Origin of the sequence: Pseudomonas sp. Irchel s3f10 (genome assembly GCF_900187515.1) — a bacterium.
Taxonomy (GTDB): Bacteria; Pseudomonadota; Gammaproteobacteria; order Pseudomonadales; family Pseudomonadaceae; genus Aquipseudomonas; species Aquipseudomonas tensinigenes.
This window is the reverse complement of sequence record NZ_FYDZ01000012.1, coordinates 1-19,978: the sequence shown is the minus strand read 5'-3', so window position 1 is coordinate 19,978 and position 19,978 is coordinate 1. Positions and strand designations below refer to the sequence as shown.

At 60.4% G+C, this 19,978-nt stretch carries 16 protein-coding genes; 9 read left to right on the top strand and 7 right to left on the bottom strand.

The features are described 5' to 3' along the window. Positions 1-4: 4 nt before the first annotated feature. A complete protein-coding gene (locus CKW17_RS22095; RefSeq protein ID WP_095121617.1) occupies positions 5-1,018 on the bottom strand; it encodes a TauD/TfdA family dioxygenase in 1,014 nt (337 codons plus the stop codon). A gap of 325 nt (positions 1,019-1,343) precedes the next feature. Between CKW17_RS22095 and CKW17_RS22090 the strand changes: the two genes are divergently transcribed. Then, entirely contained in the window at positions 1,344-2,753 is a 1,410-nt protein-coding gene (locus CKW17_RS22090) for an amino acid permease (RefSeq protein WP_095121615.1), read from the top strand. A 40-nt stretch (positions 2,754-2,793) separates the two neighbouring features. On the opposite strand, the gene hrpB is transcribed toward CKW17_RS22090, so the two are convergent. Further along, positions 2,794-5,310, bottom strand: a complete 2,517-nt coding sequence (gene hrpB, locus CKW17_RS22085; protein ID WP_095121613.1) for an ATP-dependent helicase HrpB — start codon at positions 5,308-5,310, stop codon at positions 2,794-2,796. Positions 5,311-5,674: 364 nt separating this feature from the next. On the opposite strand from hrpB, the gene CKW17_RS22080 reads away from it, so the two are divergent. Together CKW17_RS22080 and CKW17_RS22075 are read left to right on the top strand one after the other, a co-directional pair. After that, the gene (locus CKW17_RS22080) at positions 5,675-6,094 is read left to right on the top strand and encodes a hypothetical protein (protein WP_016986146.1); all 420 of its coding nucleotides are present in this window, start codon (positions 5,675-5,677) and stop codon (positions 6,092-6,094) included. Between the two features lie 12 nt (positions 6,095-6,106). Next, positions 6,107-7,015: a cation diffusion facilitator family transporter gene (locus CKW17_RS22075; RefSeq protein ID WP_095121611.1), complete on the top strand. Its 909-nt coding sequence runs from the start codon at positions 6,107-6,109 to the stop codon at positions 7,013-7,015. Positions 7,016-7,042: 27 nt separating this feature from the next. Here CKW17_RS22075 and CKW17_RS22070 read toward each other — a convergent pair whose 3' ends face one another. Then, complete coding sequence (locus CKW17_RS22070; protein ID WP_095121610.1) at positions 7,043-8,104, bottom strand: DUF6515 family protein; 1,062 nt, start codon at positions 8,102-8,104, stop codon at positions 7,043-7,045. Positions 8,105-8,555: 451 nt separating this feature from the next. On the opposite strand from CKW17_RS22070, the gene CKW17_RS22065 reads away from it, so the two are divergent. Continuing rightward, complete coding sequence (locus CKW17_RS22065; protein ID WP_007909658.1) at positions 8,556-9,035, top strand: Lrp/AsnC family transcriptional regulator; 480 nt, start codon at positions 8,556-8,558, stop codon at positions 9,033-9,035. Between the two features lie 280 nt (positions 9,036-9,315). After that, entirely contained in the window at positions 9,316-9,525 is a 210-nt protein-coding gene (locus CKW17_RS22060; RefSeq protein WP_007909655.1) for a DUF2788 domain-containing protein, read from the top strand. Here CKW17_RS22060 and CKW17_RS22055 read toward each other — a convergent pair. The 4 genes from CKW17_RS22055 to CKW17_RS22040 all read right to left on the bottom strand — a co-directional run bounded on the left by CKW17_RS22055 (position 9,520) and on the right by CKW17_RS22040 (position 16,007). Further along, positions 9,520-10,155, bottom strand: a complete 636-nt coding sequence (locus tag CKW17_RS22055; RefSeq protein ID WP_095121608.1) for a pseudouridine synthase — start codon at positions 10,153-10,155, stop codon at positions 9,520-9,522. The two genes, CKW17_RS22060 and CKW17_RS22055, sit on opposite strands and share 6 nt — an antisense overlap. Positions 10,156-10,225: 70 nt before the next feature. After that, positions 10,226-11,725: an AMP nucleosidase gene (amn, locus tag CKW17_RS22050; protein WP_176470107.1), complete on the bottom strand. Its 1,500-nt coding sequence runs from the start codon at positions 11,723-11,725 to the stop codon at positions 10,226-10,228. A 181-nt stretch (positions 11,726-11,906) separates the two neighbouring features. Further along, positions 11,907-13,556: an acyl-CoA dehydrogenase family protein gene (locus CKW17_RS22045; RefSeq protein ID WP_095121606.1), complete on the bottom strand. Its 1,650-nt coding sequence runs from the start codon at positions 13,554-13,556 to the stop codon at positions 11,907-11,909. Positions 13,557-13,652: 96 nt separating this feature from the next. Next, positions 13,653-16,007 carry a hybrid sensor histidine kinase/response regulator gene (locus CKW17_RS22040; RefSeq protein ID WP_095121604.1) on the bottom strand — a complete coding sequence of 785 codons (2,355 nt, stop codon included), beginning with the start codon at positions 16,005-16,007 and terminating at the stop codon, positions 13,653-13,655. Between the two features lie 303 nt (positions 16,008-16,310). Between CKW17_RS22040 and CKW17_RS22035 the strand changes: the two genes are divergently transcribed. The 4 genes from CKW17_RS22035 (at position 16,311) to CKW17_RS22020 (ending at position 19,829) form a co-directional block, all read left to right on the top strand. Continuing rightward, positions 16,311-17,108: a hydroxymethylpyrimidine/phosphomethylpyrimidine kinase gene (locus CKW17_RS22035; RefSeq protein ID WP_007909650.1), complete on the top strand. Its 798-nt coding sequence runs from the start codon at positions 16,311-16,313 to the stop codon at positions 17,106-17,108. An 18-nt stretch (positions 17,109-17,126) separates the two neighbouring features. After that, positions 17,127-17,750, top strand: a complete 624-nt coding sequence (thiE, locus tag CKW17_RS22030; RefSeq protein ID WP_095121602.1) for a thiamine phosphate synthase — start codon at positions 17,127-17,129, stop codon at positions 17,748-17,750. A gap of 15 nt (positions 17,751-17,765) precedes the next feature. Continuing rightward, positions 17,766-19,049, top strand: coding sequence for a glutamate-1-semialdehyde 2,1-aminomutase (gene hemL / locus CKW17_RS22025; protein WP_064390732.1), 1,284 nt, complete (start codon positions 17,766-17,768; stop codon positions 19,047-19,049). 225 nt (positions 19,050-19,274) lie between these two features. Beyond that, positions 19,275-19,829 carry a tetratricopeptide repeat protein gene (locus CKW17_RS22020; protein WP_003228518.1) on the top strand — a complete coding sequence of 185 codons (555 nt, stop codon included), beginning with the start codon at positions 19,275-19,277 and terminating at the stop codon, positions 19,827-19,829. Positions 19,830-19,978: the final 149 nt, after the last annotated feature.

Below are 19,978 nucleotides of genomic sequence, written 5' to 3'. Positions count from 1 at the left end.
TTTTTCATCCTTGAACGGCGTATGACTGGTCACCGGCCCAATTGCCGATGATCACGTTGATGGTTCGGTTACCCGAGAATGCACGTCGTCCGTGCGCATACTGCAAATTATCGAGCAGAAGGATGTCGCCCTCGCCCAAATCGATATCCTGTTCCAGCCCGCGCACGGCGTGGAAAAGCGCCAGGGTCAGATCTTCCGGGAGCGGTTCACCGTCACCGAAGCACATGGCCTCCAGCAGTAGCGGGTTTTCGCGTTGCGCCGTCATCAATTCACGGGCGTCCTGCTCCCGACCGTCGATAAGCGCCCACTCGATCATGGCTGCCGCCCCCCAGAAATGCGCTTGATTGCTCCAGATTTTTGCGCTGGTCAGGGGATGTGCACGCATCGGGGAAATACAGTCCTGCCAGAGGATCAGGTCCGCGCCATTCCACTCGAAGTCCCATCCCCGGGCGCGGCAATGCATCTCGGCTTCAGCCTGACGGTGGGTCGAGAAAGTTTCCTGCCAACTCTTTTTCACGCCGGGCTTGAGACCGACCCGGTCTTCACTGGGTAACGTTCTACGTAATTTCAGGCCGCGCTCCGTCAGTCGTTGCAACATTGCCGGATCCACCAGACGTTCGAGTTTGCGCATGTCACCGATGACAGACTCGCCGCCCTTTCCAGCAGGCTCAACGCATACGAATGCGATGATCTCGGGAGGGCTTTTTACGTAGGCCATTTCCTGGTGAAGGATGACGGACCAGTCTGGCGGTGTGCGGGTCGCTTCCATCACCTTGCCCTGAATAGTCGAGCGCGGTGAGCTTCCACCCACGTAATCACGGGTTTCAAAGCCAAGTGCAGCAATGGCTGCCTCAAACACGCCGGGATCCCTGCACTGCCTGGCGGAGCGAATGAGCACCGCGCCGTCATCGAGCAACCGCGCACGAATGTCATCCGCGGCCTGCGAAAAAAAGTGCTTCGGATCAGCGTGTCCGCTGGTGACGAAATCAAATGGTGCTGTTGAATTGCTGCCCTTCACCTTCTCACTCCTTACGTCCCTGTAATCGTCGGCATGTCCTTCTGCGGTGCATTAGATATCACCCCCTATTTACAAATTCAACAGATAGAAATATGTTTCTTCCGATAGATTTAATGCGCTCTGTCCCGCAGCCACGCTGGTTCAAGGCCGCGAAAAAAAGCCAACCGATTGATATTCATGAGAAATAATTTCAAGGACGAGATGCACGAATGATCACGGAAAAAGAAGTCCTTCAGCGCGCACAGCGGCTTCATCACTGCGGCGCATTCAACCGCGAAAGCCTCCCGGCAAGTTTTCTCAGCAAAATTCAGGCGAGCCCATTCCAATGAGCGGACCCGAAGCGCGCTCAGGCGTACTGAAACGCGGCCTGAAAAATCGACATATCCAATTGATCGCGCTGGGTGGCGCTGTGGGAACCGGGCTGTTTCTGGGTTCGGCGGGCGCACTCAAATCTGCTGGTCCGTCAATGATCCTCGGTTACGCGATTTGCGGTTTCGTCGCTTTCCTGATCATGCGGCAGTTGGGTGAAATGATCGTTGAAGAACCCGTCGCAGGCTCGTTCAGCCACTTCGCCCATAAGTATTGGGGCGGATTCGCCGGATTTCTGTCGGGATGGAATTGCTGGATGTTGTACACCCTGGTGGGCATGTCCGAACTGACTGCCGTCGGCAAATATGTGCATTACTGGTGGCCCGATATTCCGACCTGGGTGTCGGCCGCAGTCTTTTTTGTACTGATCAATGCCCTCAACCTGATCAACGTGAAAATATTCGGTGAGGCCGAATTCTGGTTCGCCATCATCAAGGTCCTGGCAGTGATCGGCATGATCGCCATGGGCAGCTATCTGCTGGTCAGCGGCCACGGTGGCCCGCAAGCGAAGGTCAGCAACCTGTGGGAACACGGCGGATTTTTCCCACATGGACTCGGCGGACTGGCGATGTCCATGGCGGTCATCATGCTGTCCTTCGGTGGTCTGGAAATGCTCGGTTTCACCGCGGCCGAAGCCGATAAACCGCAGACCGTGATTCCCAAAGCGATCAACCAGGTGATTTATCGCATTCTGATTTTCTACGTCGGCGTACTTGTCGTGCTGCTGTCGCTGATGCCGTGGGACAGTCTGGTCATCTCACTCAATGCAGCTGGAGACACCTACAGCGCCAGTCCTTTCGTTATGGTGTCGTCGATGCTCGACAGCGCCACCGCGGCGCACATTCTCAATTTTGTAGTGCTGACCGCTGCGCTGTCGGTCTATAACAGCGGTACTTATTGCAACAGCCGCCTATTACTGTGCCTGGCCGAGCAAGGTGATGCTCCGCAAAGCCTGACCAGGATCGACCGGCGCGGCGTCCCCGTACGCTCGATTCTTGCGTCTGCCGCTGTGACCCTGTTTGCCGTGCTGATGAACTACGTAATCCCGCAATATGCGTTGGAGCTGCTGCTGTCACTGGTGGTTGCGACGCTGGTGATCAATTGGGTGATGATCAGCCTTTCCCACTTCAAGTTTCGCCAACATCTGAACAGGGCCGGGCGCAAGCCATTATTCAAAGCACTCTGGTACCCCTACGGTAACTATGTGTGCCTTGCATTCCTGGCCTTCATCCTCGGCGTCATGCTGCTCGACCCCGTCATTCGCATCGCGGTGTACGCGATTCCCCTGTGGATCGGATTGATGTGGTTTTGTCATGGCATCAAGCATCGACGCACTGCTGCGCAGGGCCTCTACGGGGAAACCTGAACCACTGAGCGCCCCCACCGATCAAGTCGCGCCGGTAGCTCTACTTGCGCGGCTTGATCCGCGCAGTCGCCTCGGCCACCAACGGATCATCCGGCCAATAATGCTTCGGATAGCGCCCCTTCAAATCCTTCTTCACCTCGGCATAGGTGCTGCGCCAGAAGTTGGCCAGATCCTGCGTCACCTGCACCGGCCGCCGCGCAGGCGATAGCAGATGCAATTTGACCACCTGCCGCCCGCCGGCAATCCGCGGCGTATCCGCCAGCCCGAACAATTCCTGCAAACGCACCGCGAGAATAGGTGGAAACTCGCTGTAATCCAGACGAATCGACGACCCCGACGGCACGCTCAAATGATGCGGCGCCAGCTCATCGAGCTTTTGCGGCAACGGCCAGGGCAGCAGATTGCGTACGATGCTCGACAGGTCCAGGCTGGCAAAATGGCTGAGCCGTGAGACCTTGCCCAGATAGGGCATCAGCCAGTCTTCGAGGGTGTCCAGCAACGTCGCGTCGCTTACATCCGGCCACTGACTGTCATCCTGATGGTTCAATTCCAACTGCCGCAACAACGCCACCCGCGCCTGCCACTGACGCAGTTCCGGCGTCCACGGCAGCAGCTCCAGACCTTTGCGCCGCACCAGATTGACCAGCGCCTGACTGCGCGCATTTTCATCGAGGCCGGTCAACGGCTCACGACTGAGGATCAACTCGCCGACCTTGCGCTGACGCTCGGCGCGCAGCACGCCTTCGCGCTCATCCCAATCCAGTTGATCGACGTTGCGCACCTGTTCGGCCAGCACCGAATCGAACAGCGCCGGATCGAAATCCGCTGCCAGATAAATCCGTTCTTCGCGCTGGCCCTGACGGCTGCCAAGATCAGCGATGACGATCCACGGCTCTTTCATCAGGCTGTCAGCTTCGGCGAACAGCGCCGCACGACCGTTGGCCAGACGATATTCGGCGCCGCCGGCTCGCCGCTGTTGCGCGACGCGATCCGGATAGGCCAGCGCCAGCAAGGCACCGAGCCAGCGCGGATGATCGGGATCGCTGACCGGCTCGCAGGCCTTGCCACGCAGATAACAGCGATATTGCCGCGCCAGTTGCTTAGCGCGCTGCACCCCGCCCTGCGCACCACGGGCGGCACGCTCTTCGCCAGAAAGCAGCACCAGCCGACTGTGCAGATCCGCCCCGGCGCCACGCAAGATATCCCGCTCGCCGAGCAACGCGGCGACGTCGCACGCCATGTTCGCCAGACCCAACGCCTGCCCCCGCAGCAACAAATGACCGATGCGCGGATGCGCCGGCAATTCAGCCATGGCCTGACCGTGCGTGGTCAGAGACTCGCCTTCCAGCGCGCCAAGTCGCTGCAACAGATCCTGCGCCTGTGCATAAGCCGCCGCCGGTGGAACATCCAGCCAGACCAGTTCGCCCGGCGTGACACCCCAGCGCCCCAGTTGCAGGGCGAGGCTGGCGAGATCCGCCGAAAGAATTTCCGCACTGCCATACGCCGCCAGTTGTTCGTGCTGATCCTGCGACCACAAGCGATAGCAAACGCCCGGCTCGAGTCGCCCTGCCCGGCCCGCACGCTGGGTGGCGCTGGCCTTGGAAATCCGCTGAGTATCGAGGCGCGTCATGCCGCTGCCCGGATCGAAACGCGGCACCCGCGCCAGCCCGGCATCAATGACTACGCGCACGCCGTTGATGGTCAGACTGGTCTCGGCGATGTTGGTCGCCAGCACCACTTTGCGCTGACCGGCCGGGGCCGGATCGATCGCCGCACGTTGTGCGTTGAGGTCGAGTTCACCGTGCAACGGGCACAGCAACACATCGCCGCGCTCACCAATGGCGTCGGCCAATTGTTGATGCACACGACGGATTTCCGCCTGCCCCGGCAGGAACACCAACACACTGCCGGTTTCATCGTGCAGCGCTTCAAGCACGGTTTGCGTGACACGTTGGTCGATGTATTCACCGGGCTGAAGCGGCCGGCCCCAGCGCATCGTCACCGGATACATGCGGCCTTCGCTGCGCAGGATCGGCGCATCATCGAGCAACCCGGCCAGACGCTCGCCTTCCAGCGTGGCCGACATCAACAAAATCTTCAGCGGCTGTTCAGCTCGGAACAGCTCGCGACCGTTCAAACTGAGCGCCAGCGCCAGATCGGCGTCGAGGCTGCGTTCGTGGAATTCGTCGAAGATCAACAAGCCGACGCCTTCCAGCGCCGGGTCGTCCTGCAAGCGGCGGGTGAGAATGCCTTCAGTGACCACTTCAATGCGCGTATTGGGGCCGACCTTGCTGTCGAGACGAATGCGGTAACCAACGGTTTCACCGACCTTCTCGCCCAGCTCGCTGGCCAGACGTTCCGCCGCTGCGCGCGCGGCGAGACGGCGTGGTTCAAGCATCAGAATGGTCTGCCCGGCCAGCCACGCTTCATTGAGCAAGGCCAAGGGCACGCGGGTGGTTTTACCGGCGCCGGGCGGTGCTTCGAGCACGGCTTCGTGGCGCGTCGCCAAGGCTTCACGCAGGGCGGGTAAAACTTCGTCGATCGGCAAAGAAATCATGCTGGCTCCCCAGGGCGTGCCCACAGTAAATTGCGAGTCGCGTTAAAGCTGTGAGCGTGCCAGGCAAGGCGCGGGACGCAGGTAAGGGTCGTTTCCTTGCCAAGTCCCGCAACGCAGCATGGCGCGCTCACAGCTTTAGCCCGGAGGGCCGAACCCCGATAGGATTCATTAGCCTTCACGCGGTGTCGATCTGGAGAAAACAACTTCAATCCTCAACGTATTTCGGTAGGGGTGAGACGAGGCCGCAATTTACTGTGGGCACGCCCTGCCAGCCGCGAGTATAACGGCGAACTGCTTGGCGTTCGTCAGGGTCTTAACTTCACAAGACGAAGCTTCGTTATCAGATGACTCAGGAGATTTCCCCATGCGCTTACCTTTTCGCCTGATCGGCGGTGTACTGGTCGCCACCCTGCTCACGCAAATCACCGCGTGCGGTTCGATTTTCTACCCGGACCGGCGCGGTCAGATCGACGGCAAGATCGACCCGGCGATTGCTGTGCTCGATGCCGTGGGCCTGCTGTTCTACATCATTCCCGGCCTGATCGCGTTTGCTGTCGACTTTGCCACCGGCGCGATCTATTTCGAACCGGGCCACACCGCGCAGATCGACCCGGCCAAACTCAAGCAAGCCATCGGCCCGGACGGTCAGGTCGATAATCACAAGCTGCAGGCTATTCTCGAAAGCGAGTTGGGCAGAGATTTCCCACTGGACGATCCGCGCCTGATTCAACACAAGGGCAGCACTCAACAATTGGCGATGTTCGGCCTGCAACCCGCCGCTTAAAAAGGACGTTCAATGACCTCCAGCCCCGAACACGCTCGCCTGCTACGGCTGGCGACCCGCGCCTCGGTGGCGGTCGCGTGCACGCTGATCGTCGCCAAAGCCATCGCCTGGTGGCTGAGCGGTTCAGTGAGCATGCTTGCCGGCCTCACCGACTCGGCGCTGGATGGCGTCACTTCGCTGCTCAATCTGCTGGCGGTGCATTACGCGCTGCGCCCGGCCGATGACGATCACCGTTATGGCCACGGCAAGGCGGAATCGCTGGCGGGGATGGCGCAGGCGTTGTTCATTGGCGGCAGTGCGGTGTTGATCGCGTTTCAGGCGTTCGAACGGTTGAAGACGCCAGAGCCGATCGGCGCACCGTGGCTGAGCATCGGTGTGATTGTGTTTTCGTTGCTGCTGACGGCGGCGCTGCTGGTGTTGCAGCATCGGGTGATCAAGCAGACCGGCTCCAACGCCGTGCGCGCGGACTCGCTGCACTATCGCTCGGACATGCTGCTCAACGGCAGCATTCTGCTTGCGCTGATCCTCGCCGGGTTTGGTTTTGAGCAACTGGATGCGTGGTTCGGTCTGGGCATTGCGGCCTATATCCTGTGGAGTGCAATCCAGATCGCCCGGGAAAGTTTTTCGGTGTTGATGGATGAGGAACTGCCAACCGACGTCAGCCAGCACATGCTCGAACTGGCGTGCAGTGTGCCCGGCGTGTTGGGCGCGCATGACTTGCGCACGCGAATCTCCGGCAACCACTGGTTCGTGCAGTTGCACCTGGAATTACCGGGGGAATTGACCTTGTCGGTGGCGCACGGCATCAGCGACCAAGCCGCCGATGCCATTCACAAAGCCTACCCGCGAGCCGAAGTGCTGGTGCACGCCGACCCGATAAAAGCAGCTACAAGTCGCGAGCCGCAAGCTTCAAGCTTGTAGCTCGACACTTGCCGCTCGCAGCTGCTTCTATCTGACCTGATAACCGCGACTGCTCAGGCAATTACCCTGAGCCTGCCGGTAGGCCTGAACCACCTCGGGCGCTGGCTGATAGGTCGCGGTGCGCGGGTCGAAACCGCTTTGCTGCACCGCATACTGATAGCACTGGTAACCGTCCTGCTGTACCTGCTCCGGCGACTGGCCGTTGGCCGGGTACGCTTCAACGTCATAGCCTTGAGACTGCGGTTGCGGCTGCTGCTGAACCGGCGGTTCGACCACCACGTAATCCTGCGTCGCTTCCTGATAGGCATAGTAGGAACCAGCGGCGAGGAACAGCAGCGAACCACCGATCCACACTTCACGGGCGTAATCCGGCAAATACTGGATGCGGATCCCGCGCGGCGGTTGCACAACGATGTAGCGCGGGCCTTGCGGGCGATACCAGTAACCGCCGGAAAAGAAGTAATCCTGCCCGCGATACGGCACGCGGTAATCGCGATCCGGGAAGCGGTCGATCACGTGCCCCGGCCGGTATTGCGGGCCAGGCCCCCAACCGTTGCCGTGACCGTCCGGACGGCCCGGCCAGCGATTGTCGTTGGGCCGATTGTTGGTCTGCCAATGCTGGTTGTTGTAGCCGTTCTGCGGGCGCTCGTCGCGGTAGTAACCCTGACGCGGTTCCTGGGTCTGGCGCACGGCGTCGGGCCGTGGCTGGATCGGCAGGCTGTTGGCCGGCAGTTGCGGCGGCGGTGGCGGTTGGCGCACCGGATTGGGATTGTAGGCCGGGCGATTCTGATCGCGGTTCTGCCACTGGCCATTGTTGTTGCCGTTGTGCTCGAACTGGCGGCTGTTGTCGCCACGAATGATCTCGTTGTTCTGTGGACGCGGTTGATTCTGTTGCGGCTGATTCTGCGATGGATTGTTCTGCGGGCGCGGCTGATTGTTGCCGCCACGGCCCTGATTGTTGCCCTGATGATCCTGGCCGTGGCCTCCGCCATCCGGGCCGCGATTCTGTGGCTCATCGGCAAGCGCTTGCACACTGACACTCACACACAGCAAACCAACACCAGCCAGACGCCAGATGCGCGAATTCATGCTTTTTCTCACTGCGGGGCCTGCAAATGTAAGAGGACTTGTCACTAAGACCGGGAATACACACACCGGGTTCTGCAACAGGTTATCAGTCGCGCAACTTATTTATTGAGCGCCCGACATGAAATCGCAGGCAAGAAAAAAGGGAGACCCGTCGGCCTCCCTTCTAGAGAACTTCGTCCTGGCTCGACGCTTTTGACGTCGGCTCACCTCACGCCGTCTTCTGGACAGTGTGCAGCTCGGGGGCCGGCACAACCCCGGTGGGGGTGGCGGCCGCGGCAGGCCGGATAGGGCGGGCCGCGTGGACTGTGTTACCGAGCAGTGATTCTGGTGATAAGGATAGGCCTGAGGCGGCGACAGAGGATTGCGAAGATTGCTGAAATAAACACCACTTGCGCAATTTTTAACCCTGGATAGATAATCTGCCGCAATAGTTACAACCAAGGACAGATTGATGAGCAAACTCGACCGTTACGACCTGAGTATTTTGGCGGAATTGCAGCGCGACGCCCGCATCTCCAACCAGGAGCTGGCCGAGCGCATCGGTCTGTCACCCTCGCCTTGCTCGCGCCGGGTCAAGCAACTGGAAGACGACGGTTATATATCGCGTCAGGTCGCGTTGCTCGATCGCAAGATGCTCGGGCTGAGCCTGACTGCGTATGTGTTGATCGGCATGGACCGGCATACGCCGGAGCGTTTCGAAAACTTCGAGGCGGCGATTCGCACGTTGCCGCAGGTGCTGGAGTGCAGCCTGGTGACGGGCGTGGATGCGGATTACCAGTTGAAAGTGGTGGTGCCGGATATGGATCACTATCAGAAGCTGTTGCTGGGGCACCTCACCCGGATTGAAGGGGTGACCAGTGTGCGGTCGAGTTTTGTGCTGAATCAGGTGCTCAACAGCACGGAACTGCCCTTGACTCACCTGCGCAGCTGATCAAAAGCCCCTCACCCCAGCCCTCTCCCAAAGGGAGAGGGGGCCGACCGAGGTGTCTGCTGTCATACATCGACCTGAAAGATTGAGTCGATTATGGATTCACAACTTCTGGATCAAGTCGGTGTAGTTCTCAAGCATCCCCCGGTCAGTCCCCTCTCCCTCCGGGAGAGGGCTAGGGTGAGGGCAACAGTTCCGGATCAGACCCAGATCAATGCCACCCCACACACCTTGGCGTATACTCGCCGCGCCCTTTTAGCCCCATGCGCGCCGGAGAAACCCAATGGATCCAGCACTATTAGAAGAATGGATGATGACCGGTCTGGTCAGCATCCTGATCATTTTCATGGGTTTCATCGTCTGGGATCTGGCGAAGAAGTCCAAGGCCGGGCGCTTTGGCTCGTTCATTCTGTTTTTCGTGCTGGGCCTGGGCGTGGCCGCGTTCATCATCAAGAGTGTGGTGATCGGCCTGATCGAATCCGGCGCTCTATAAGCGCGCCGGCACTTCCTTCCACTGGCCCTGATCAAGTCCTTCGATCGTCCAGTCGCCAATCTTCACCCGCACCAGCCGCAACGTCGGCAGCCCGACCGCCGCCGTCATGCGCCGTACCTGACGATTGCGTCCTTCGCGAATCACCAACTCCAGCCACGACGTCGGTATGGTCGCACGAAAGCGTACCGGCGGATTGCGCGGCCACAGCTCAGGCTCATCCAGTTGCCGCGCTTCGGCGGGCAAGGTCATGCCGTCGTTCAGCTCTACACCTTCGCGCAAGCGCTGCAACTGCTCGGCCGTCGGCACGCCTTCGACCTGCACCCAATAGGTCTTCGCCAGTTTGTGTTTCGGATCGGCGATACGTGCCTGCAACTGCCCGTCATTGGTCAGCAGCAACAAGCCTTCGCTGTCGCGATCCAGGCGTCCGGCCGGGTAAATACCGGGCACATCAATGAAATCCTTGAGCGTCGCCCGCCCTTCGCCGTCGCTGAATTGCGTCAGCACATCGAACGGTTTGTTAAACAGGATCAGTTTCGGTTCGGCCGGTGGTGCCTTGGCAACACGGCGCGGGGAAGCAGACGGAGGCTTCGCGCCGGGGCGGCGGGAAGGTGGACGCGGGGGACGGGACATGGCGAAAAGAACATCTAACGGTCAGGGCTGCCAATGCTAGTAGCCTGACCGTTAAATGGCCATCAACAAATCAGCGGAACGGCGGTTCGTCGAAGCTGCGCAGTTTGCGCGAGTGCAGCGAGTTGAGTTCGGTGCGCAGCAGGTCCACCGCTTCGATGCCGATCTTCAAGTGCTGACTGACCGCGCGTTCATAGAAGGCGTTGGCCGAACCCGGCAGCTTGATTTCACTGTGCAGCGGTTTGTCCGAAACGCACAGCAACGTGCCGTACGGCACCCGCAAGCGATAACCCTGCGCGGCAATCGTGCCGCTTTCCATGTCCACCGCCACCGCGCGGGACAGGTTGATCAACGGCCGTTCCTGCGCCCAACGCAATTCCCAGTTACGGTCGTCGTAGGTCAGCACGGTGCCGGTGCGCAGGCGTTTTTTCAGGTCGTCGCCCTTCTCGCCGGTGACATTCGCCGCTGCTTGCTGCAGCGCCATTTGCACCTCGGCCAACGCCGGGATCGGAATGTTCGGCGGCACCACACGGTCGAGAATGCCGTCGCGACGCATGTAAGCGTGAGCCAGCACGTAGTCGCCAATGGTCTGCGACTGACGCAAACCGCCGCAGTGACCGATCATCAGCCAGCAATGCGGACGCAGCACCGCCAGGTGGTCGGTGATGTTCTTGGCGTTGGACGGACCGACGCCGATGTTCACCAAGGTCACGCCGTGGCCATCTTTGGCGATCAGGTGATAGGCCGGCATCTGGTAACGGTGCCAGACCACACCGGCAGCAATCGCCGACGCCTCGCCGTGATCCATGCCTTTCTCGATGATCACGTTACCCGGCAACACCATGCGCACGAAACGCGGGTCGCTGCGCAATTGCTCCAGACCATGGACGATGAACTGGTCGACGTAGCGGTGATAGTTGGTCAGCAGAATCCACGGCTGCACATGGCGCCAGTCGCTGCCGGTGTAATGCACCAGACGCCGCAGCGAGAAGTCCACGCGCGCCGCGTCGAACAAGGCCAGCGGCAGCGGATCGGTGTTTTCCCAATCGTACAGGCCGTCGGCGATGCCATCGGTGGCGGCGGACAGATCGGTACTCGGAAAGACCCGCGCCAGCACGGCAGCGGTGACGCCGGAGCCGGCCAGTTCATCGCCCTGCTCGACCACATACGGATACGGAATGTTCTGCTGGCTGACGCCGACTTCCACGGTCACCGTGAAGTCGTGCATCAACGGCACAAGTTGTTCGAGCAGGTATTTGCGGAACGCCGCCGGGTGGGTGACGGTGACGCTGTAAGTGCCTGGCAGTTGCACCTTGGCGTAAGCGCGGGTGGTCTGCGGGACTTCGCCCTGGCAGTGATAGGTCAGACGCAGTTCGGGATAACGAAACAGAGCACGCTGCGCAGCGTCGGGCTCGACGCGATCCTTGAGGTAACGCTTGAGCGCCGAGTTCAGCGCAGTGGTGGCCCGCTCATGCAGCTCGGCCAGACGGTCCACGGCTTGTTCGGCGGTTTGAACGACAATAAACGCTTCGGTCACGATCAGCTTCCTGTGTTCTGACTTGCAGAGCTTCATCTTGCCTGCATCGTGGCGTCACGGGAACAGTGGCGTTGTGGGTGTACCCAAATCTTTAAATCAATGAAGATCACCTGTGGGAGCGAGCCTGCTCGCGAATGCGGTGGGTCATTCAATAAAAATGTCGACTGATACACCGCTATCGCGAGCAGGCTCACTCCTACAAGGGATTTGTGGTGGGTCAGAGAATCTGTGGCGTTGCGCGGGCGACGATGGCTTCGACGTCCAGCCCACGCGGCAAGGCGCCGTACACGCGACCAGCACCGCTCAATCGGCTGGCAATGAACGCATCGCTGACCACCGAGTTGCCGGCTTCCAGCAACAGCTTGGCCTGCAATCCGAGCGCGATGTCCTCAGTCAACTGCCGTGCCCGATACTGAATGTCGCTGGTATCCTTGAACTGCGCCTGCAATTGCTGAATATGCGCGGCCAGCCGTTTGTCACCATGCCCATCGCCTAGCTCACTGAACAACACGTCCAGCACACCCGGCTCTTTCGACAACGCGCGCAGCACGTCCAGGCACTGCACATTCCCGGAACCTTCCCACGTCGAGTTCACCGGCGCCTCGCGGTACAGACGCGGCAGAATGCTCTCTTCGACATACCCGGCACCGCCCATGCATTCCGCTGCTTCGTTGATCATCCCCGGCGCGCGCTTACAGATCCAATACTTGCCCACCGCCGTCACCAGCCGCGCAAATTGCGCTTCGTGGCGATCATCCAGATGATCCAGCGCCTTGCCCATGCGCAAACTCAGCGCCAGCGCGGCTTCGCTTTCCAGCGCCAGATCGGCCAGCACGTTCTGCATCAATGGCTGTTCGCTGAGCAGTTTGCCGCCGACCTTGCGATGCGCGCAGTGGTGGCTGGCCTGGGTCAGCGCCTGACGCATCAGTGAACTGGAACCGACCATGCAATCGAATCGGGTCATCGCCACCATCTCGATGATGGTCGGCACGCCGCGCCCTTCTTCCCCGACCATCCACGCCAGCGCGCCACGAAACTCCACTTCACTGGAAGCGTTGGACTGGTTGCCGAGTTTGTTTTTCAGACGCTGGATATAGAACTGATTGCGCGTGTCGTCCGGGCGATGACGGGGCAGCAGGAAGCAGCTCAAACCCTTGTCGGTCTGCGCCAGCGTGAGAAACGCATCGCACATCGGCGCCGAGCAGAACCACTTGTGCCCGACCAGTTCATAGGCCTGCCCCGGACCACTGGCGCCGACCGGGTAAGCCTTGGTGGTGTTGGCGCGCACGTCGGTGCCGCCCTGTTTCTCGGTCATGGCCATGCCGATGGTCACGCCGGCCTTGTGCGCCATGCCGACGTTACGCGGATCGTATTCGCTGGCGAGGACTTTCGGCAGCCATTGCTCAGCGATGTTCGGTTGCAAACGCAGGGCCGGCACGCTGGCGAAGGTCATGGTCAACGGGCAACCGCTGCCCGCTTCGGCCTGGCTGTGCAGATAAGTCATCGAGGCGCGGGCGACATGGGCGCCATCCTGTGGATGCGCCCACGGCAATGACGTCAGTCCGTGTTCGATCGCCGTGCGCATCAGCTCGTGATAAGCCGGGTGAAACTCCACCAGATCGATGCGATGGCCGTAACGGTCATGGCTGGCGAACGTTGGTTTGTTCTGGTTGGCAAGGAAGCCGGCTTCCATCAACGGACCACCGGCGAGCGCGCCGTAGGCATCGATCCGCGACTCCGCCCACCCGGCACCAAAGCGCCGCGACCATTCCTGCAGCGGCAGGTCGATGCGGTACAGGTTGGTGCCGTCCAGCGACGGTGGCTGGTTGGTGACTTCGTGGGTTTCGGCGAACTGATGCAGGTTCATGACAGGCTCCTTGAATCAACCGGAGCGGTCAGTTAAGCACCGCCCCCAGACTGATCAAAGTGTCATACGCGCCGAATTGGCGGCGCTTTTACCCTATCAACAGGACAGCACCCGACGCTCCAGTGCGGATTGCAGTTCCTCGAATTTCACCGGTTTGTTCAGGTAATCGACCGGGGCTCCCGTGGTGCAAAGCTCTCGGTCGGCGGTCAGTGCGAGCATGAACACCGGCAAATTCGTGCAGCCCGGCAAGGCGTGAATCTGGCAGCACAACGATGCGCCATCGTGAGCGGGTAGCTGACAATCGATCAGCACTGCGTCGAAGGTCTCTCGTTGCAAGCAATCCAATGCCGCCGCGCCGTTGTCGGCGGTACGCACGCGAAAACCGAGCTTGAGCAACATGCCGCGCATCACCAGTTGATTGACACTGTTGTCGTCCACCAGCAGCACCGTGCAATCCTGTGGTGCACGCACGCAATCGCGCGAAGGCGCGCAGATCGGCGCAGTTTCGACCACTGGCAGTTCAAACTCGACGTCCAGTTGGAAGCGACTGCCACGCCCGGGCTCCGAGCGATGTGTGAGCTTGCCACCGAGCAACTCGACCAACTGCCGGCAAATCGCCAGACCAACGCCCAGGCCGCCGTATTCGCGGGTCATCGAACCGTCGAGCTGGAAGAAGCGCTGGTACATCGTCGCTTCGCCCAGATCGGTAAAACCGATACCGGTGTCGATCACCGCAAACGACAGCGCCAGACGATTATCCGTCGACGGCTTACCAGTAACCCGCAATGCCAGCCCACCCACGCGGGTGAACTTGATCGCGTTATCCAGAAGACACTCCAGACATTGCGCGAGCTTGGCGCTGTCGCCGTGCAGGCGATCCGGCAGGGTTGGCAGCACATCGACCTTGAAGTCCAGCGACTTGCTCGCTGCATTGCCGTCGAACTGCACGCGCAACGCTTCAACTACTGCGCGCAGACTGAAGCTGCCCGGCGAGGCCTTGAGTTTTCCGGCCTGCAACTCGGTGAGGGTGAGAATGCCGTTGACCATGCGCATCATGTCGCGGGCAGATCCTGCGGCGGTTTGCTGATACTGCTCCAGCTCCGGATCCAGCTCGACGGTCTGCATCAGCTCCAGCGAACCGATCACACCGTTCATCGGCGTGCGCAGTTCGTGGGTCAGGGTCGCCAAAAACTCATCTTTGAGCTTGTTGCTGTGCGCCAGTTGCTGGTTGAGCACTTCGAGCTTCTGACCGGCGTCGTACAGCGTCTGCGCCTGTTGCTCGCGCATCGCGTTGATGCGGTCGGCCAGTGCCAGCGACAGCAGCGCCACCTCGATCGCCGAGCCGATCTGGCTGGCGTACATCGTCAGGAACACGTTCGGCAGCAAGCCGAGCACCATCAGCGTGTTAACGATGCCGCCGAGCAGGAACGCCGACCAGGCGATGATGAAATAACGCGCCACGCGCAAGCCGCGCCACCAGGCCAGAATCCCGGCGGCGAAAATCACCACAGTGAAGGTCAGCGCCAGTATCGTCGCCAAGCGCAGCGACAGCGCGTAACTGGTCATCAGCGACAAACCAACCACCAGCGCGCCGAACGCGATCAGTGCAATCAGCAAGCGATCAAGCCAGCGGCTATGGTTTTTGGTCTGCAGGAAACTGCGGGCGAACTGACTGCCGAACAGCCCCGCACAGCCGATGAAAAATGGCGTGGCTGCGTTGGCCCACCAAGGATTATCCGGCCAGAAGTACTCGACGGCAGCGCCATTCACCGACAACTGATAAAGGCCAAACGAAGCGATATAGAAGATGTAATAGAGATAACTGGTGTCACGCACGCTGAGGAAGATGAACAGGTTGTAGACCACCATCCCCAGCAGCACGCCGTAAATGATGCCCAGCACATACAGGCGCACCGGTTGGTCTTCGAGATACGCGGTGCTCGACCACAACGTCACCGGTGCCTGGATCGAGCCTTCGCTCGCCAGTCGCAAGTACACGGTTTGCTGTTGGTCCGGTTTGAATGAAAGGCCGAACAAATAATTGTTCTGGCGGATCTCGCGGCTGGCGAACGGCAAGGCATCACCGGTTTGCCGGACGAGGCGGTAGTCGCCAGTTGCATCAGGCATGTACAGGTCGAGATGATCGAGCGGTGGATACGCCAGTTCCAGCAGCCAGGTACGCTGGGCAGAGGGATTGCTCGGACGGTAATGCAGGTCGATCTTCAGCCAGAACGCTGAGCGCGAGTAACCGGCATTGAGCGCGTCTTTATCGTGGGCTTTGAAATTGCCGGCGGCAGCCTGCGCGCGAACATCGGCAATGCTCGCCTGACCACTCGGGTCTTCGAACACTTGCAGCGACCGGCCCAGAGGGAGGCTCTGGGTGAATTCGTCGAATTCGACGGCGCTCGCCATAAGGGGCAAGCAGAACAGCAACATCAGCAAATAGCGCATTGAAGCCCCAGCGTGGCTCGTCCGGTTGTGTCAGGAAGCCCCCCATTCCCTTTGAGTAGACGTAAAACCGGTATTACCTGTTATTGGTTTGGATCCAGACTAGCATAGCCGTTGATGGCCATTGAGCACCATCGAAACTTTTCCTACAAAGGCTCTAGAACGGGCGTTCCAGAGCAAAGCATCGAGATAGAGCTGTTGGGTTGGTCAGGTTGTGACAGTACGGTCGGATTCTCTTGCCAGGTTATCGGCCAGGCACAAAGGCACTGAACCCGAAAATCAGCTTTGGTGGTAAGCTCGCGCACCATGAATATCTACAGCTCCCGCCCCGTTGTCCTCTGTCTCTCCGGCCACGACCCAAGTGGTGGCGCCGGCTTGCAGGCAGATATCGAAGCCCTGCTCGCGCAGGGTTGCCATGCGGCTCCGGCCGTCACCGCCCTGACCGTGCAAGACACCGTCAACGTCACTGACTTCCGCGTCCTCGACCGTGAGTGGGTGTTGGCTCAAGCCAATGCCGTACTCAACGACTCCGAAGTCGCTGCGGTCAAACTGGGCATGCTCGGTTCGCTGGAAATGGTCGACACCGTTGTCGAACTGCTTTCGGCGCACCCGCACTTGCCAGTGGTCTGCGACCCGGTGCTGCGCGCCGGCGGCGGCGGACGTCTGGGCAAGGACGAGGTCGGCTATGCGATGCGTGAGCGTCTGCTGCCGCTATCGATCATTGCCACCCCCAACCTTCCTGAAGCGCGCATCCTCGCCGAACTGCCCGAAGGCACCGCCGACGAGTGCGCTGAAAAACTCCTGCCGTTCGTCAAAAACCTGCTGATCACCGGCGGCCACGGCGACGAAACTGAAATCCACAACCGCGTGTACAGCCGCGACGGCCTGCGTGAAACGTTTATCTGCCAGCGTCTGCCGGGCAGCTATCACGGTTCCGGCTGCACCTTGGCCAGCGCGCTGGCCGGTCGACTGGCGCAAGGCGAACACCTGGCCAGCGCCGTACGCAGTGCTCTGGATTACACCTGGCGCACCCTGCGCGATGCCGAACAACTGGGCAAAGGCCAGTTCGTCCCGCGTCGCCTGCCGCTGGATTTCTGCTCGTAACGTCGTGAGGTCTGCCCGATGAAACTACGTGGCCTGTATGCCATTACCGACAGCCAATTGCTGGCGGGCAAGTTTCTGTCTTACGTGGAGGCGGCGCTGGAAGGCGGCGTCACCCTGCTGCAATACCGCGACAAGAGCAGCGACGAGGCCCGCCGTCTGCGTGAGGCCGAAGCGCTGCGCGATCTGTGCGAGCGCTACAAGACGCAGTTGATCATCAACGATGACGCTGAACTGGCCGCGCGCCTCAACGTCGGCGTGCACCTTGGCCAGACCGACGGCCCGCTGTCGCCGACCCGCGCCCTGCTCGGTTCCAAAGCGATCATCGGTTCGACCTGCCACGCGCAAATCGCGCTGGCCGAGCAAGCCGCCAAAGAAGGCGCGAGTTACGTCGCCTTCGGCCGCTTCTTCAACTCCAACACCAAGCCCGGCGCGCCGACCTGCAGCCTCGATCTGCTCGACGAAGCCAAGCGCACGCTTCACCTGCCAATCTGCGCGATTGGCGGCATCAGCCTCGACAACGCCGCGCCGCTGGTTGCCCATGGGGTCGACCTGCTCGCCGTAGTCCATGGCTTGTTCGGTGCCGAGAGCACCGCCGAAGTGACCCGCCGCGCCCGCGCGTTCAATGAATTACTGAAAGTCTGATTTGAGAGCCCGATCATGTCTCGTTCCGAAACCCTGTTTGCCAATGCCCAGAAACACATTCCCGGTGGCGTGAACTCGCCCGTTCGTGCATTCAAGAGCGTTGGCGGCACGCCGTTGTTCTTCAAGCACGCTGAAGGCGCCTACGTCACTGACGAAGACGACAAGCGTTATGTCGATTACGTCGGCTCGTGGGGCCCGATGATCCTCGGCCACAGCCACCCGGACGTGCTCGACGCGGTGCGCAATCAGCTGCAACACGGCTTGTCGTACGGCGCGCCGACCGCGATGGAAACCGAGATGGCCGATCTGGTCTGCTCGCTGGTGCCGTCGATGGACATGGTGCGCATGGTCAGTTCCGGTACCGAAGCAACCATGAGCGCGATCCGTCTGGCCCGTGGTTACACCGGCCGCGACAGCATCATCAAGTTCGAAGGCTGTTACCACGGTCACTCCGACAGCCTGCTGGTCAAGGCCGGCTCCGGCGCCCTGACCCAAGGCGTGCCAAGTTCGGCCGGCGTACCGGCGGCATTCGCCAAACACACTCTGACCCTGCCGTTCAACGACATCGACGCTGTGGAAAAGATGCTCGCTGAAGTTGGCGAGGAAGTGGCCTGCATCATTGTTGAGCCGGTAGCCGGCAACATGAACTGCGTACCACCGGCGCCGGGTTTCCTCGAAGGCCTGCGCTCGCTGTGCGACAAACATGGCGTGGTGCTGATTTTCGACGAAGTGATGACCGGTTTCCGCGTCGCCCTCGGCGGTGCCCAGGCGTACTACGGGGTCAATCCTGACCTGACCACCTTCGGCAAGATCATCGGCGGCGGCATGCCGGTTGGCTGCTTCGGCGGCAAGCGCGAAATCATGGAGCGCATCGCGCCGCTGGGTCCGGTGTATCAGGCCGGTACGCTGTCGGGTAACCCGCTGGCGATGGCCGCTGGTTTGACCACCCTGCGTTTGATCAGCCGTCCGGGCTTTCACGCTGAGCTGACCGATTACACCACGCGCTTGCTCGACGGCCTGCAACAACGCGCCGATGCCGCGGGTATTCCGTTCGTGACCACCCAGGCTGGCGGCATGTTCGGTCTTTATTTCAGCGGCGCTGACGACATCGTCACCTTTGAAGACGTGATGGCCAGCGATGCTGCCCTGTTCGGGCGCTTCTTCCACCTGATGCTGGAAGGTGGCGTGTACCTGGCACCGAGCGCGTTCGAAGCCGGTTTTACCTCGATCGCTCATGGTGAAGCCGAGTTGAAACTGACGTTGGACGCTGCCGAGCGCGCCTTCGCTGCACTGAAGTAATCGCCGTACCGCTGACGTTGGCTATCGCCAGCGTCAGCATTCACCTACACCCACGCTGTTTTTCCGATGCTCCTGCTAAAAATCTCCCCTAAAGTGGGCGATATATTCCCCGCGCAGCAGAAAAACGAGTAAAGACTTTGTAAGGTTGGCCCTGCTTATTTCATAATGCGCGCTTATTGGATCCCTCGATGGGTCCGCGTGCCCTTCAGAGGTAAGTCGATTCCCATGAACCGCACCGGCCGCACCCTTGCCTTGGGCTGCCTGTTGCTCCTTCAGCCCCTGCTCGCGCATGCACAAGCAGGCGGCAACTCGTTGTTGATCCCGGCGATGGGTCGTTGCACCCTCAATACTCAGCCGCAAGACGTCACGCAGGCACTGGCCGCCTGCCAGAAAGCGGCGGACGAAGGGGATGCGCAAGCGCAATACGAGTTGGGTGAGTTCTACTACGACGGCAAGAATGCGCCGCGCGACCTCAATCAAGCCCTGAGCTATTTCGAAAAAGCCTCGCTGCAAGGCCACGCTCAGGCGCAGTTCAAGCTCGGCACCATGTTCTTCCACGGTGAAGGCGTGCAGGCCAACAACATTCAGGCGTATATCGTGCTGAAGATGGCCGCGGTCAACGGTGCTGAAGATGCGCTGGACACGGCCGACGAGGTCTCCGAAAAAATGTCCCGCGAAGATCTCGAAACCGCCACCCAGGTGCTCGGGCAAATTTTCCGTAAATACCTGATGGAATTGCAGAGCGCCGATGGGCGTACGCCTTTCTCGCCGCTTCCCTGATCAGCGATAGTTCCCACGCTCTGCGTCACTAGTGTCCGGTAAAACCTGTGTCATAGCAGAAGGCAGCCTTGAGCTGCCTTCTGCTCCGTTCGCTTCTGCCTTCGGTGCTCAAGATGTTCGATGCTTGATGGACGTTCGAACAATGTGTG